Here is a 15503-nt window from a genome sequence, read left to right on the forward strand (position 1 = left end):
TGCCACTCTTTCCGGTGAGCATGAATAGTCTGCACCTGTCAGCAGTAACAGTCAACGCTCTTGCGTTCACATTTCGTATCGCCTATCAGAAGGCTAGTTGTTCGATCTTTGTTCCGGTGCTAAAACGCACAAAACAATTGAACACCCCTTTCCTTCAAAAGGGTTCATCCCCATATTGTGGAACGGCGCAACGTGAATTATTCGGCGCGACACACTCCACGACATGACGAAACAGGCAGGACGCGGAATGAGCGATCAGAAATTCATTTCCATACGCGGGGCGCGTGAACACAATCTAAAAAATGTCGATCTTGATCTGCCGCGCGACAAGCTGATCGTGATGACGGGCCTTTCCGGCTCCGGAAAATCTTCTCTGGCCTTCGATACAATCTATGCGGAAGGTCAACGGCGCTATGTCGAAAGTCTTTCCGCCTATGCACGCCAGTTTCTGGAAATGATGCAAAAGCCGGATGTCGACCAGATCGACGGCCTGTCTCCTGCCATTTCAATTGAGCAGAAGACCACGAGCCGTAATCCGCGCTCGACGGTCGGCACCGTCACCGAAATCTATGACTATATGCGTCTGCTGTTTGCGCGTGTGGGCATTCCCTATTCGCCCGCAACAGGCTTACCTATCGAAAGCCAGACCGTCAGCCAGATGGTTGATCGAATTTTGATGCTTGAGGAAGGCACACGTCTCTATATTCTGGCCCCCATCGTGCGTGGGCGTAAGGGAGAATATAAAAAGGAACTGGCGGAACTTCAAAAGAAGGGTTTTCAGCGCGTCAAAGTCGATGGCACCTTCTACGAAATCGCTGATGTTCCGGCGCTAGACAAAAAATATAAGCACGACATTGATGTCGTTGTGGATCGAGTTGTCGTGCGTGCCGATCTTTCAAGCCGCCTCGCAGATAGTCTTGAAACATGCCTGAAACTCGCCGAAGGCTTGGCGATTGCGGAATTTGCCGACAAGCCATTGCTGGCCGAAGATACGTCCGCTGGCGGCGGTGCCAACAAATCCGCAAATGAAACGCATGAACGCGTTATGTTTTCGGAAAAATTTGCCTGTCCGGTTTCAGGTTTCACCATTCCCGAAATCGAGCCGCGTCTTTTCTCATTCAACAATCCTTTTGGTGCCTGCCCGACCTGTGATGGGCTTGGCACGCAACAGGCGATTGACCCGAACCTGATCATTCCCGATCATTCCGCCTCTCTGAAAGACGGCGCGGTTGCACCTTGGGCGCGTTCGTCGTCGCCTTATTACAACCAGACGCTTGAAGCACTTGGCAAAGCCTATGGTTTTAAAGTCAGCGCTAAATGGTCTGATCTGCCAGCAGAAGCACAGCAAGCCATCCTCCATGGCACCAAGGGCCGCGAAATCACCTTCAATTATGATGATGGCTTGCGCTCATATCAGACCACTAAGGCATTTGAAGGCGTCATTCCCAATCTGGAACGTCGTTGGAAGGAAACTGATTCGGCATGGTCGCGCGAGGAAATCGAACGCTTCATGTCCTCAACGCCCTGCCCGGCTTGTAATGGCTATCGTCTCAAGCCAGAAGCTTTGGCTGTGAAAATCGGCATGAAACATATTGGTGAGATCACCAGCATGTCGATCCGTAATGCCGATGCTTGGTTTCGCGATGTCGACAGCACTTTCAACGATAAACAGCGGGAAATCGCTGCCCGTATCTTTAAGGAAATACGTGAACGACTGGAATTCCTGAACGATGTCGGCCTTGATTATCTCACACTGGCGCGTAATTCCGGCACGCTCTCGGGTGGCGAAAGCCAGCGTATCCGCTTAGCCTCGCAGATCGGTTCAGGTCTCACGGGCGTGCTTTACGTACTTGATGAACCGTCAATCGGATTGCATCAGCGCGACAATGCTCGTCTTCTTGATACGTTGCGCCACCTGCGCGATCTCGGCAATACGGTCATCGTGGTTGAGCACGACGAAGATGCGATCCTAACAGCTGACTATGTGGTCGATATTGGACCTGCAGCGGGTATCCACGGCGGCAAGATCATCGCACAAGGCTCGCCAGACGACATCATGTCCAACGCAGAATCGCTTACTGGCCAATATCTGTCAGGCGCGTTGGAAGTTGCTGTGCCCGCAAAACGCCGCGAAATATCTAAAGCCAAGCGCATCAAGGTCGTCGGTGCACGCGGAAACAATCTGAAAAATGTCTCGGCAGATATTCCGCTGGGAACATTTACGGCAGTCACCGGTGTTTCAGGCGGTGGCAAATCAACCTTCCTGATCGAAACCCTTTTCAAGGCCGCGTCGCGACGCATTATGGGCTCGCGTGAGCATCCGGCAGAGCATGACCGCATCGAAGGGCTGGAGTTCCTCGACAAGGTGATCGACATCGATCAGTCGCCAATTGGCCGCACGCCGCGTTCCAATCCTGCCACCTATACCGGCGCTTTCACACCTATCCGCGACTGGTTTGCTGGTTTACCGGAAGCCAAGGCACGCGGCTACCAGCCGGGACGTTTCTCGTTCAATGTCAAAGGCGGACGTTGTGAAGCCTGTCAGGGTGATGGCGTCATCAAAATCGAAATGCACTTCCTGCCCGATGTTTATGTGACGTGTGATGTCTGTCACGGCAAACGCTATAATCGCGAAACGCTTGAGGTGCACTTCAAGGGCAAATCGATTGCGGACGTGCTTGATATGACGGTCGAAGAAGGTGCCGAATTCTTCACAGCTGTTCCCGCTGTGCGTGATAAACTCGAAACACTTGTCAAAGTAGGTCTGGGCTATGTGAAGGTCGGCCAGCAAGCCACAACGCTTTCTGGCGGTGAAGCGCAGCGTGTGAAGCTTGCGAAAGAACTTTCACGCAAAGCTACAGGCCGTACGCTTTATATTCTTGATGAGCCGACCACTGGCCTACATTTCCACGATGTGGCAAAACTTCTGGAAGTGCTGCACGAGCTGGTCGAACAAGGCAACACGGTCGTTGTGATCGAGCACAATCTTGAAGTTATCAAGACTGCTGACTGGGTTATTGACCTTGGCCCCGAAGGTGGTGACGGTGGTGGTGAGATTGTTGCAGTCGGTCGCCCGGAAGACATCACGAAGGAAAAGCGCTCCTATACCGGGCAATTCCTGAAAGACTTGCTTGAACGTCGTCCCCGGCGCAAAGCAGAAGCCGCTGAGTAGATATAAATCCGGGCATTTGAGCGCATCCGGAAAAGTGTGAAACGGTTTTCGGCAAAGATGCGCGTTGAGGAGAATATTAAAAGCCTTGATCTGATTAAATCAGATCAAGGCTTTTAAGTCCGGCTTTTTTCATGAGCGTCTATTCGACTAATCCCACAATCGGGCCAAAGCCGCCGTGCCAGGAAATGTCGTTGCGTTTCAAAGCCGCGTTGTAGATACCGACACCGTTTCCACCATCGAGAAACAATGCGTTGGGACATTTCAGCGTGTCGCGAAACAGCGTTGCAAAATCATAGAAGTTTACGGCATCTTCGCTGATCGCAAAACGCACAGAATTATCTGCACAAACGCCTACCCCACTTCTGCGGGTGCGGTCGGTTGATCCTTTTATCAAAATAGAATTGAGCTTGTTATGAATGACCAGGGTGGGTCCAGATTGCGTTGCAAAACGCATAGCAGGACGGTTTCTCAAAAACTGTTCTGTTGAAACAATACCGGCGCCGTTTTCATTGAAATAGAAAACGCCATTTGGCCTTTTGTAAAAATTCGGAACGGGGCCAGGAGAACGCACGAGCTTTTTGGTATCCACAGGAACCAATTCATGACCATTTTCCACATATAGACCTATGGGTGCGAAGTCGGTCTGATACATCCCGGCATTCATGGCAAATGTGAGCGTCTTGCCACCACGCTCCACGGCTTGTGCGACATTGGCAAAGTTGCGGTAAGGCTCACCATCCGCATTCTTCCAGAATAAGCGTAAATTTTCTGTCTTCTTCACGGTACAGATAACGTAGTTGGCATCCTGAAAGACCTGGGGTTCGCATGTCTGTGCCTCGGCCTTATCGAGGCTAAACACACCTGCTACCATGGTACTCACTGCCAGCAGCTGGTAGATTATCCGAAAGCGCACACACCACCTCCCAAAGCTACAATAAAAAAAGCCCGGTCAAACCGGGCCTTCTCGCAAAACATTCGCGATGACATCGCGTCAGTTTATAGGATTAACCGTTGACGGCATCCTTGAGGCCCTTACCAGCCGAGAACTTCGGCACGTTACGGGCAGGAATGGCAACTTCCTTGCCAGTCGATGGATTACGGCCAGTCGACGCTGCGCGGTGCGAAACAGAGAAAACGCCGAAGCCTGGAAGGCGTACTTCTTCACCAGCCTTAAGTGCACCGGTGACTGCTGCGAGTACCGCGTCAACTGCAGTTCCTGCGTCGACCTTAGTCAAACCGCCCTTTTCCGCTACTGCGGCGACCAATTCGTTCTTGTTCATAGGCATTTCCTTTCTTTATCTGCCGGCGCGAATAACGCGACCGGATTGCGTGCAGTTTATTCAAATCGGTTGACAAACCAAGCCTGTCAATACGAAAAAACCCCGGTTTTCCGGGGTTAAACACAGAAATGCCGGGCTTTTGGCCCGGCATTGTTAGTATATTAGTAACACTCTGTGATCAATGAGCCGTCGAGACACCTGCATCGTCATCAGTCGAAGCCGGTGCAACTGGCGTTTTAGGCTCTGTCCATTCGATCGGCTGCGGCTCGCGAACCAGTGCATGTTTGAGCACTTCACCGACGCGAGACACCGGAACGATCTCAAGATTGTTCTTCACATTGTCAGGAATATCCGCCAGATCCTTGGCATTTTCTTCCGGGATCAGAACCTTCTTGATGCCGCCACGCAATGCAGCAAGCAGCTTTTCCTTCAACCCACCGATTGGCAGAACACGACCACGAAGTGTCACTTCACCCGTCATCGCAATGTCCTTGCGGACCGGAATTCCGGTCAGAACAGAGACGATTGCCGTAACCATAGCGATACCTGCGGACGGACCGTCCTTGGGTGTCGCACCTTCCGGCACGTGAACGTGAATGTCGCGCTTGTCAAACAATGGTGGCTCGATGCCAAAATCAACCGCGCGGGAACGGACATAGGATGCCGCCGCCGAAATCGATTCTTTCATCACGTCACGAAGATTACCCGTAACAGTCATGCGGCCTTTACCGGGCATCATGACGCCTTCAATGGTCAACAATTCGCCACCAACTTCAGTCCATGCGAGACCTGTGACAACACCAACCTGATCTTCACCATCGATTTGACCAAAGCGAAAACGCTCTACACCGAGATAATCAGAGAGATTCTTGTCCGTGATCTTCACCGACTTCTTCTTCGACTTCAAAATCTCGGTCACGGCCTTACGTGCCAAAGTCATCATTTCACGTTCAAGACTACGCACGCCGGCTTCACGTGTGTAAAGGCGGATAACATTACGCAGCGCATCGTCTGTGACCGAAAACTCTTTCGGCTGCAAAGCATGATCCTTGATCGCCTTCGGCAGCAGGTGCCGCTTGGCAATCTCGAGCTTCTCATCTTCAGTGTAACCGGCAATACGGATGACTTCCATGCGGTCCAGAAGCGGACCAGGAATATTAAGCGTATTGGCAGTCGTCACGAACATGACGTTCGACAGGTCGTATTCAACCTCAAGGTAATGATCCATGAAGGTCGAATTCTGTTCAGGATCAAGGACTTCAAGCATTGCAGATGACGGATCGCCACGGAAATCCTGCCCCATCTTGTCGATTTCATCGAGCAGGAAGAGCGGATTGGACTTCTTCGCCTTCTTCATCGACTGGATGACCTTGCCGGGCATCGAGCCAATATAAGTACGGCGGTGACCACGAATTTCGGCCTCGTCACGCACGCCGCCGAGCGACATACGAACATATTCACGACCAGTAGCCTTGGCGATTGAACGCGCAAGCGAGGTTTTACCAACGCCGGGAGGTCCAACGAGGCAGAGGATCGGGCCTTTTATCTTGGTCGAGCGAGCCTGCACTGCGAGATATTCGACAATGCGCTCCTTGACCTTTTCAAGGCCAAAATGGTCATCGCCAAGCACGCCTTCGGCAAAGTTAAGATCCTGCTTGATCTTCGACTTCTTGCCCCATGGAATGGACAGCAGCCAGTCGAGATAATTGCGGACAACAGTTGCTTCAGCCGACATCGGGCTCATGCTACGAAGCTTTTTCAGCTCAGCCTGTGCCTTTTCGCGCGCTTCCTTGGAAAGCTTGGTCTTGTTGATGCGTTCTTCTAGCTCAGCCGCTTCATCGCGACCGTCCTCACCGTCACCAAGCTCCTTTTGGATAGCCTTCATTTGCTCGTTGAGATAATATTCGCGCTGTGTCTTTTCCATCTGGCGCTTGACGCGGCCACGGATGCGCTTTTCTACCTGCAGAACGGAAATCTCGGATTCCATGAAGGCAAGTGCCTTCTCAAGACGCTCACGCACCGAGAGAATCGACAACATTTCCTGCTTTTCAGGAATCTTGATCGCTAGATGCGATGCAACCGTATCAGCAAGCTTTGAATAGTCTTCAATCTGCGTGGCTGCACCAACCACTTCAGGCGAAATCTTCTTATTCAGCTTGACGTAGTTTTCAAAGTCAGAAACCACCGAACGCGATAGCGCTTCAACCTCAACAGCATCTTCTTCGGGTTCCGGAAGAACGGCAGCAAATGCTTCGTGATAATCTTCGCGATCAGTAAATTTGGAAACCTTGACGCGCGCAGTGCCTTCGACGAGAACCTTTACGGTGCCATCTGGTAGCTTGAGAAGCTGCAACACATTTGCAATCGTGCCGATTTCATAAATAGCATCAGGTGCCGGATCATCGTCGGCTGCGTTCTTCTGCGTTGCGAGAAGAATCTGCTTATCCACGCCCATGACTTCTTCAAGCGCACGGATCGACTTTTCGCGTCCAACAAAAAGCGGAACGATCATATGGGGGAAGACTACGATGTCGCGCAACGGCAGAACGGCATACAGCCCGTCTTCGCCATTCGCTGGGGTCTTCTGTTCAATACCCGTCATTGTTCAGTCCTTTCTCAGGTCATTCGACCCGATTGCCAAAGGTTGCGTCCCCTTTCATGATGAGGCAGCCCGCAACCAGTGCTTCGGTCCATAATTGGAGTGTCGAACTCCTAAATTCAAGCTGCATTCAAAGAATCGTCATCAATTCTGCGTATCCTGCGCCGTCCTAAGAGTTTGTACAATAACAAGCTCCAGATGTATCCAGGTTGGGCCAATAGATAGACAAGAAAAAGGCCGCTTGCGCGGCCTTTTATCAAAAGTAGGGCAAATTGTCAGGCCGACGCATTGCCTTTTTCATCCTGACGCTCTGCGTAAATATAGAGCGGGCGTGCACTACCATCCACAACATCACCGGAAATGACCACTTCCTGAACGCCTTCGAGCGTTGGAAGCTCGAACATCGTGTCGAGCAAGATCTTTTCCATGATTGAACGAAGGCCGCGCGCACCTGTCTTGCGTTCAACAGCCTTGTTGGCAATCGCACGCAACGCATCTTCATGGAAGCTCAGTTCAACACTTTCCATGTCAAACAGGCGTTGATACTGCTTAACAAGTGCATTCTTTGGCTCGGTCAGGATCTGAACGAGTGCATCCGAATCAAGATCTTCAAGTGTCGCGATAACTGGCAGACGACCAACGAATTCCGGAATGAGACCGAATTTCAGGAGATCTTCTGGCTCCAGTTCCTTAAACACTTCACCGATGCGGCGATCTTCAGCAGACTTCACATTGGCACCAAAGCCGATCGATGTCTTTTCACCACGCGCCGAGATGATCTTATCGAGACCCGCAAAAGCACCGCCACAGATGAACAGAATGTTCGTTGTGTCGACCTGCAGGAATTCCTGCTGAGGATGCTTGCGCCCACCCTGAGGCGGCACGGAAGCAACCGTACCTTCCATAATCTTCAGAAGCGCCTGCTGAACGCCTTCGCCCGATACATCGCGGGTGATCGAAGGATTATCCGACTTGCGGCTGATTTTATCGACTTCGTCGATATAGACGATGCCGCGCTGTGCGCGTTCGACATTGTAATCAGCAGACTGGAGCAGCTTCAGAATGATGTTTTCAACGTCTTCACCGACGTAGCCTGCTTCTGTGAGCGTCGTTGCATCTGCCATGGTGAACGGCACATCAATGATGCGTGCGAGTGTCTGGGCAAGATAAGTTTTGCCGCAACCCGTTGGTCCAACCAGCAGAATGTTGGATTTCGCCAGTTCGATGTCGTTGCTCTTGCTCTGATGCGCGAGACGCTTGTAGTGGTTGTGCACGGCAACAGAGAGCACGCGCTTGGCGTCCTTCTGGCCGATGACGTAATCGTCAAGAACGTCCTTGATTTCCTGCGGCGTAGGCACACCTTCGCGCGACTTCACCATTGAGGTTTTATTTTCCTCACGGATGATGTCCATGCAAAGTTCGACGCACTCGTCGCAGATAAACACGGTCGGGCCTGCAATCAGCTTACGCACTTCATGCTGGCTTTTGCCACAGAACGAGCAATAAAGCGTATTCTTTGAATCGCCGCCGCTGTTGCTGACTTTGCTCATTGCAGTTTCCTTTCAATAAACCGAAATGAACAACACCCTCATCGCGCGTTCATTTCGATCGTTTTTTCCGGTTCGGATCCATGAGGGTTAGCAAAACACCGCTCCCTTCAGGCTCCATCAGCAGCTTTTACGCACTGCTAAAGTCTTCTGGATTCCAGAGCGCCATGCATCCAATTGGACGCATAAAGGACGCTCTGCAAACCATTGAATCTACGCTTCGTACTTTCCAAAAATCAGAATCGATTTTTGGGTCGATGCGTCGTCACCGCAGGCTTTCCGACCGAATAAGCCTTAAAGGCGACTTTTGCAGAACCTCACTCGGGGAACAATTGAAAAATCATGTTCCCCATCGAGATTCGGTAGAATCTGAACGATTTTAGCGCTCCGAACCCCAACAGATGCTTAACGCGATGCGTTAACCTTTACGTACGGCCAAGAAATAAGCCGCTTTTGTGGCAAAGAGCGCTAAAATATGGAGAGGCAGAGACTGCCTCATCCAAAATCACTTGGCTTCTTCAGCGCCTACTTCACGCGATTCGATCACCTTATCGATCAAACCGAACTCCAGAGCTTCCTGCGCGGTCATGAAGTGATCGCGATCAAGCGTACGCTCAATCGTCTCATAATCGCGACCGGTGTGCTTGACGTAAATCTCGTTCAGGCGGCGCTTCATCTTGATGATGTCCTGCGCATGACGCTCAATGTCAGACGCCTGCCCCTGGAAACCGCCGGATGGCTGGTGAACCATGATACGGGCATTTGGCAACGCATAACGCTGTCCGCTAGCACCGGCTGTTAGCAAAAGCGACCCCATGGATGCAGCCTGCCCCATACAAAGCGTGGATACCGGCGGCTTGATGAACTGCATGGTGTCATAAATCGCCATGCCGGACGTAACAACGCCGCCAGGCGAATTGATATACATGTTGATTTCTTTTTTCGGGTTTTCCGATTCAAGAAAGAGCAACTGCGCGCAAATCAGCATCGACATGCCGTCTTCAACAGGACCGTTGACGAAGATGATGCGTTCTTTGAGCAAGCGCGAGAAAATATCGTAGGCCCGTTCGCCACGGTTGGTCTGCTCAACCACCATCGGCACGAGGTTCATGACGGTTTCAATAGGATCTCTCATTATGGGCCTCTGAGTATGTATGGCGTGTATGATGAATCGTATGGTTTCCCCATACATAGGGCTTACCTGCCCTGTTCCGCAAGATGCCGATCAATCCCAGTCGGAATCCTGATGAACAGGCTTAATACCGCGTTTCTCGTCGAGCATTTTGCGAGCAGTCTCCGTCAGCCGCGCACGAAGCCGAACCGAACCATCTTCAAGGTCCTCGCGTTTCACATCACTACCGTGCTGGTAAATCCAATCGAGAATACGAAGTTCTGACGGTGGCAAGACGATGTCAATCGACCCGAGCGCCCCTGCAATGCGGGTCTCGATCAGTGAAAGCAACCTGTCAACACCCTCACCCGTCCAGGCGGAAAGTGGGATAGGTCGACCTTCATCGCTACCGGCTGCCGCCAGACGAAACGCTGCTTCGCGACCGGATTCGTCAAGATTATCGATCTTGTTCCATATCTGGATCACGCGCTTGTGGTCCCGTGGCTCAACGTCAAGACCAGCCAGAATCGTTTCAACATCTTCTGCCTGTGCAGCATTGTCAGGATCCGAAATATCACGCACGTGCAGGATTAGATCGGCCTCGACGACTTCTTCAAGCGTTGCACGGAACGCGGCAACAAGATGGTGTGGAAGGTTGGAGATGAAACCCACAGTATCCGAGAGAATTACCGTTTCGCCATGCGGAAGCCGGATGCGGCGCAAGGTGGGATCGAGCGTCGCAAACAGCATATCTTCCGCCAGAACGTCGGCGCCCGTCATGCGATTGAATAAGGTCGATTTGCCAGCATTGGTATAGCCTACGAGCGCCACTACCGGATGCGGCACCTTACGGCGTTTTTGACGATGCAAGTTGCGTGTGCGAACGACCGTCTCAAGCTCGCGCTTGATCTTCAAAATCTTGTCCTGAAGCATACGTCTGTCGGCTTCGATCTGCGTTTCACCCGGACCACCAAGGAAGCCACCACCACCGCGCTGACGCTCCAGGTGGGTCCAGCTTCGAACCAGACGGCCCTTCTGATAATTGAGATGCGCAAGCTCGACCTGCAACGCGCCTTCCTTGGTGCGCGCTCTTTCACCAAAAATTTCCAGAATAAGGCCGGTACGATCAATGACCTTGACGTTCCATTCTTTTTCAAGATTGCGCTGCTGCACAGGCGTCAAAGCATGATCGACAATAACAAGACCAATAGACTTATCTTCAAGAATCTCGGCAATAGCTTCAACCTTGCCAGAACCGAGCAACGTCGCGGGGCGAGGCTGATTTACAATGATGCTTTCGGCATGGGCAATTTCGAGATTGATGGCACGCGCCAGACCAACGGCTTCTTCCAGTCGGGCTTCATTAGAGCGCTGGAACTGGCTTTTTTCGCCATCTTCGCTGGCTGTGCTCGCACTGTAGCGTTCAGGTAATACAGGAACGATAACCGCTGCACGAGTGGGTTCTGGCTCAGACAAGCCAAATCCATTGTTTTCATCGGCAGGTGATACGTTCTTATCCTTAGATTTCGACAAATATACTTACTCCGGGGTACAGAAACATCTATCCTTTCAGATAGGTGTCCGTACTAGCGGTTTCAAACAGAAGACGCCCCGGCAAAATTGGTCAGTTATAAAACTGACCAACATTAAACTGATAAGCGTCAGACTTCTTCGCCTTCGAACATCTGCACAGGCTGGCTTGGCATGATGGTCGAAATTGCATGCTTATAGACAAGCTGCGAGTGACCATCGCGACGCAACAATACGCAGAAATTGTCAAACGACGTCACGATACCCGTGAGTTTCACGCCATTGATAAGGAAAATGGTCAGTGAAATTTTCTGCTTGCGTACAGAATTCAGAAAAAGGTCTTGAAGATTTTGCGATCGTTCAGCCATTGTTTTTATTCCTTTAATCGATCAGCAGTCAGTTCGCTAAATGCCAGACGAACATGTGCGCACACATAAATCAAGCTCCCGGATCGCGCTAAACCAGGCGCTGGCCGCAATTGCTGTGGAAAGACAACTGCTTCGCTCTTAAGCTTCGGTTAACAGGCTGGGAATCTTTGCGCAACCGACAATTTCAAAAGCAGCCGCTCATTTTTTTAAATCTCTCAAAGCGATCTCTATTCGGCATAGGCTGAAAGCTGTTCATCAAGGAGCGGATTCACGCGATCTATCGCCCACATATAAAAACTCCCTTGCTGTAGAGAAACGACTTCCTTGTGCTTTTTATGAATATGAAATCCAATAAAATCAGCATGTTCTACAGGCTCCAGCCCATAGGCAGGATCATAAATGCGGATCGCTTCCTTGCCGACCCAGTAGTAAAAATTCTCCTGCGGCGCCGCATTTCTGAAAATGTCGTACTTGCGCGCAAGACGAGATATACCGTCATTTCCAAAGATCGTAATGCCAACGGCCGCAGGCGTCACTTCCTTGCCGATCAGACGATAGTATAATGGGCGTAATCGGCCGCGCCGCAATCCAAGCCATCGCGGCAATGGGTATTTGGCTGCCACATAGGCTTCAAATTCACCAATGATCGGATGGTCGTGTGGCAGATAAAGCGCCGACACACCGACGCGGAAACGATTCTCGCGAGCGAGATAGGGTTTTGATGGATCTGGATGGAATTGCTTGAGCAGGTAAACATCAGTATCGAGCCACACACCCTGCTTGTGCTTCATCAACATGATGCGAAAAATATCGCTAAACTGGACGATGGTCGTTCGATTACGAAAATCGGGATAGTGCGGATCGAGCCGCTTGAAAACCAGCTCCGGCAGAATCGTGCTTGCATCATGCAACTCGACACCGTTAGGCACATTCTCAATTGGTGCGTAAGAGAAGAGTTTAACGCGTTGCCCCGTCAAGACCATGGAGGCCAGACAGATGCGATCTACATCACGCAATCGTGGTCCGTACCAGAAAGTGCAGATATCCATTGATAACACCGGGGAGATGAAACTTCGGTGCCGTATACTACGAATATCTGAAATTTGCACAATAAATTGACAGCCTAGAAAAACTCAAGGCTGACGCGGAACATCTGTTCCACATGTTTGATGGCATCAGCAGTCGCAAAAATCACAACGCGATCTTTGGGCTTGATGCGGACATCACCATTCGGCTGAATAACCTGCCCGGCGCGATAAATCGCACCTATCCGTAAGCCTTCCGGAAAATCAAGATCACGCAAGGGGCTACCTACCAGCGACGACGTTTCAAGGGCTTCTGCTTCAATGATTTCGGCCATATCGCGATAAACGCTGTAGACGGCACGAATACGCCCGCGGCGCACATGCTGCAATATTTTGGAAACGGTGACAGCCTTGGGATCGATATAAGCATCAATCCCCACCATGTTGGTAAAATCTTGATAGGCAACCGTATTGATCAGCGCCATATTCGCCTTGCAGCCGAGACGCTTCGCCATGATGCTGGAGAGAATATTCACCTGATCCTGATTGGTCAGCGCCACAAACAGATCAGCATCCTCAATGTCAGCTTCCTGCAAAAGAGACTGGTCCAATGCACTGCCATGCAAAACCATTGTGCGAGTTAACTGATCGGCAATCGCAAAAGCACGCTCATGCTCGCTTTCGATCATTTTGATGCGCGTCTGCCATTTGCGCTCTTCAATGGCTTTGGCTACGTAAAGACCTATATTGCCGCCGCCTGCAATGACAATGCGATGCGCTTCCGGCTTCTCATGGCCGAACAAAGACAATGTGCGGCGCACCTGTTCACGCGCTGTCACCACATAGGCAAGATCACCGGCATGAAGCTGATCGGTTGAACGCGGAATGAACAGACTGCCATTGCGTACCACCCCCACCACTGTAGCAGCAAGATCGGGAAACAGGTCCGATAATTGTTTGAGTGGTGTATTGATAACTGGACATTCTTCCAGACACTCGATGGCCAGACCGATAATCTTATCATCGGCAAATCGCAGCACATCGGTCGCGCCCTGCAAGGCGATGCGCCGCAGAACAACTTCACCGACTTCGAGTTCCGGCGAGATAATCACATCGATGGGTAAATTTTCACGCAGAAACAGGTCCTGATATTCCGCTTTGAGATAAGACTGGGCGCGAATACGGGCGATCTTCGTTGGAACATTAAAAACCGAATGCGCCACCTGACAGGCCACCATATTGACCTCATCAGACAGCGTCACCGCGATAATCATATCGGCTTCATTGGCACCGGCTGCTGCCAGCACATCAGGCTGCGAGCCATGACCGACAAAACCGCGCACATCCAGCGTATCGCGCACAATCTCAATGTGACGTGCAGAAGTATCGATAACCGAGACGTCATTTTGTTCGGCTGCAAGCCGCTCAGCGATGCCATAGCCGACTTGCCCTGCTCCGCATACGATTACCCGCATTATCGTCCCGCCTGCCCTAAACCTGCATAACCGTTATACGCCGAGCGATTTCAATTTACGATGCAAGGCCGAACGTTCCATGCCGACGAACTCGGCAGTACGCGAGATATTGCCGCCAAAACGATTGATTTGTGCGATTAGATATTCCTTTTCGAAACGCTCACGCGCTTCACGCAACGGCAGAGCCATGATGTGCTGATCAGATTCGGTCGGCGCACGCGGAAGCGTATCGCCAATTTCTGCTGGCAGCAAATCGGCTGTTACCGGTGCTTCCGGGTCATCGCCCCGTGCTAGAATCATTACGCGCTCAACATTGTTTCGCAACTGACGGATATTGCCCGGCCAGCTATGCGATTGCAAAACAGCCATAGCATCAGAACCGATCTTGCGCGGCTTGATACCTGCCTGTTCAGCAATCTGCGTCATGAAATACTCGACCAGCGAGGGAATATCCTCACGTCGTGCTGCCAAGGGCGGCACATAGACAGGCACAACCGAAAGACGGTGGAAAAGGTCCTCGCGGAATGTGCCTTCGGCGATCATACCTTCAAGGTTTTGCGCGGTTGAAGAAATGATGCGAACATCAACCTTCACACGCTTGGTTCCGCCCACGCGCTCAAATTGCTGATCCACCAGCACACGCAAAATCTTGTTTTGAGTCTCACGCGGCATATCGGCAACTTCATCGAGATAAAGAATACCGCCATGCGCTTCTTCGAGTGCTCCGACCTTACGCTCGCCGCCATCCATTTCGGTTCCGAAAAGCTCAATCTCCATGCGCTCCGGCGTAATGGTTGCAGCATTGACCGTCACAAACGGACCATTGGCGCGACTTGAGTGCGCGTGAATTGCGCGCGCTGCAAGTTCCTTGCCCGCACCGGAAGGCCCGGTAATCATGATGCGGCTATTGGTTGGCGCAACGCGCTCAATCGTCTGCCGCAATTGATTGATCGCAAGAGATGCACCAATCAGCTCCATCGTTTCGCCGCTGCGCTTGCGCAGGTTGGACACCTCACGCTTGAGCTTAGAGGTTTCGAGCGCACGCTCTGCAACCAGAATAAGACGGTCTGCCTTGAACGGCTTTTCAATGAAATCGTAAGCGCCTCGACGAATTGCTGAAACCGCGGTTTCAACATTGCCGTGACCCGAAATCATGACGACTGGCAATTCAGGATGCTGCTTCTTGATTTCATCAAGCAGCGCCAGCCCATCAAGCCTGCTGCCCTGCAACCATATGTCGAGGAACACCAGACGCGGCACCCGGTCATCAATCGCTGCAAGCGCGCTATCGGCATCAAAAGCGGTCCGGGCTTCATAGCCTTCGTCGCTGAGAATACCTGCGACGAGTTCCCGAATATCCGTTTCGTCATCAACTACTAGAATATCGGCTGCCATA

Annotated in this window: 11 protein-coding genes; 1 reads left to right on the forward strand and 10 read right to left on the reverse strand. The window is 51.5% G+C overall.

The features are described from left to right. The first annotated feature begins 247 nt into the window (after positions 1-247). Entirely contained in the window at positions 248-3172 is a 2925-nt protein-coding gene (gene uvrA / locus CEV31_RS11845) for an excinuclease ABC subunit UvrA (RefSeq protein ID WP_094507361.1), read from the forward strand. A 139-nt stretch (positions 3173-3311) separates the two neighbouring features. On the opposite strand, the gene CEV31_RS11850 is transcribed toward uvrA, so the two are convergent. The 10 genes from CEV31_RS11850 to ntrX all read right to left on the reverse strand — a co-directional run bounded on the left by CEV31_RS11850 (position 3312) and on the right by ntrX (position 15502). Beyond that, positions 3312-4043 carry a phosphodiester glycosidase family protein gene (locus CEV31_RS11850; protein WP_094507217.1) on the reverse strand — a complete coding sequence of 244 codons (732 nt, stop codon included), beginning with the start codon at positions 4041-4043 and terminating at the stop codon, positions 3312-3314. Positions 4044-4176: 133 nt separating this feature from the next. Continuing rightward, the gene (locus CEV31_RS11855; RefSeq protein WP_094507218.1) at positions 4177-4452 is read right to left on the reverse strand and encodes an HU family DNA-binding protein; all 276 of its coding nucleotides are present in this window, start codon (positions 4450-4452) and stop codon (positions 4177-4179) included. Between the two features lie 178 nt (positions 4453-4630). Then, a complete protein-coding gene (gene lon, locus CEV31_RS11860) occupies positions 4631-7054 on the reverse strand; it encodes an endopeptidase La (protein ID WP_094507219.1) in 2424 nt (807 codons plus the stop codon). A 272-nt stretch (positions 7055-7326) separates the two neighbouring features. Next, entirely contained in the window at positions 7327-8601 is a 1275-nt protein-coding gene (gene clpX / locus CEV31_RS11865; RefSeq protein ID WP_094507220.1) for an ATP-dependent Clp protease ATP-binding subunit ClpX, read from the reverse strand. A 502-nt stretch (positions 8602-9103) separates the two neighbouring features. Further along, complete coding sequence (gene clpP, locus CEV31_RS11870) at positions 9104-9733, reverse strand: ATP-dependent Clp endopeptidase proteolytic subunit ClpP (protein ID WP_094507221.1); 630 nt, start codon at positions 9731-9733, stop codon at positions 9104-9106. 90 nt (positions 9734-9823) lie between these two features. Continuing rightward, the gene (gene hflX / locus CEV31_RS11875; protein WP_094507222.1) at positions 9824-11242 is read right to left on the reverse strand and encodes a GTPase HflX; all 1419 of its coding nucleotides are present in this window, start codon (positions 11240-11242) and stop codon (positions 9824-9826) included. 128 nt (positions 11243-11370) lie between these two features. Beyond that, complete coding sequence (gene hfq / locus CEV31_RS11880) at positions 11371-11607, reverse strand: RNA chaperone Hfq (RefSeq protein WP_007875113.1); 237 nt, start codon at positions 11605-11607, stop codon at positions 11371-11373. A gap of 227 nt (positions 11608-11834) precedes the next feature. Beyond that, positions 11835-12656: a glycosyltransferase family 32 protein gene (locus CEV31_RS11885; protein ID WP_094507223.1), complete on the reverse strand. Its 822-nt coding sequence runs from the start codon at positions 12654-12656 to the stop codon at positions 11835-11837. Between the two features lie 74 nt (positions 12657-12730). Further along, the gene (trkA, locus tag CEV31_RS11890) at positions 12731-14107 is read right to left on the reverse strand and encodes a Trk system potassium transporter TrkA (RefSeq protein ID WP_094507224.1); all 1377 of its coding nucleotides are present in this window, start codon (positions 14105-14107) and stop codon (positions 12731-12733) included. A gap of 33 nt (positions 14108-14140) precedes the next feature. Beyond that, on the reverse strand, positions 14141-15502 hold the full coding sequence (ntrX, locus tag CEV31_RS11895; RefSeq protein ID WP_094507225.1) for a nitrogen assimilation response regulator NtrX: 1362 nt from the start codon (positions 15500-15502) through the stop codon (positions 14141-14143). Between the last annotated feature and the right edge of the window lies 1 nt (position 15503).

Origin of the sequence: Brucella thiophenivorans, assembly GCF_002252445.1 — a bacterium.
GTDB classification, from domain to species: domain Bacteria; phylum Pseudomonadota; class Alphaproteobacteria; order Rhizobiales; family Rhizobiaceae; genus Brucella; species Brucella thiophenivorans.

Bases quoted from the DNA above. Each gene is read 5' to 3' on its own strand.
- clpX (WP_094507220.1), bottom strand. From the start codon at position 8,601: ATGAGCAAAGTCAGCAACAGCGGCGGCGATTCAAAGAATACGCTTTAT.
- clpP (WP_094507221.1), bottom strand. From the start codon at position 9,733: ATGAGAGATCCTATTGAAACCGTCATGAACCTCGTGCCGATGGTGGTT.
- ntrX (WP_094507225.1), bottom strand. From the start codon at position 15,502: ATGGCAGCCGATATTCTAGTAGTTGATGACGAAACGGATATTCGGGAA.
- CEV31_RS11855 (WP_094507218.1), bottom strand. From the start codon at position 4,452: ATGAACAAGAACGAATTGGTCGCCGCAGTAGCGGAAAAGGGCGGTTTG.
- lon (WP_094507219.1), bottom strand. From the start codon at position 7,054: ATGACGGGTATTGAACAGAAGACCCCAGCGAATGGCGAAGACGGGCTG.
- CEV31_RS11850 (WP_094507217.1), bottom strand. From the start codon at position 4,043: ATGGTAGCAGGTGTGTTTAGCCTCGATAAGGCCGAGGCACAGACATGC.
- trkA (WP_094507224.1), bottom strand. From the start codon at position 14,107: ATGCGGGTAATCGTATGCGGAGCAGGGCAAGTCGGCTATGGCATCGCT.
- hfq (WP_007875113.1), bottom strand. From the start codon at position 11,607: ATGGCTGAACGATCGCAAAATCTTCAAGACCTTTTTCTGAATTCTGTA.
- CEV31_RS11885 (WP_094507223.1), bottom strand. From the start codon at position 12,656: ATGGATATCTGCACTTTCTGGTACGGACCACGATTGCGTGATGTAGAT.
- uvrA (WP_094507361.1), top strand. From the start codon at position 248: ATGAGCGATCAGAAATTCATTTCCATACGCGGGGCGCGTGAACACAAT.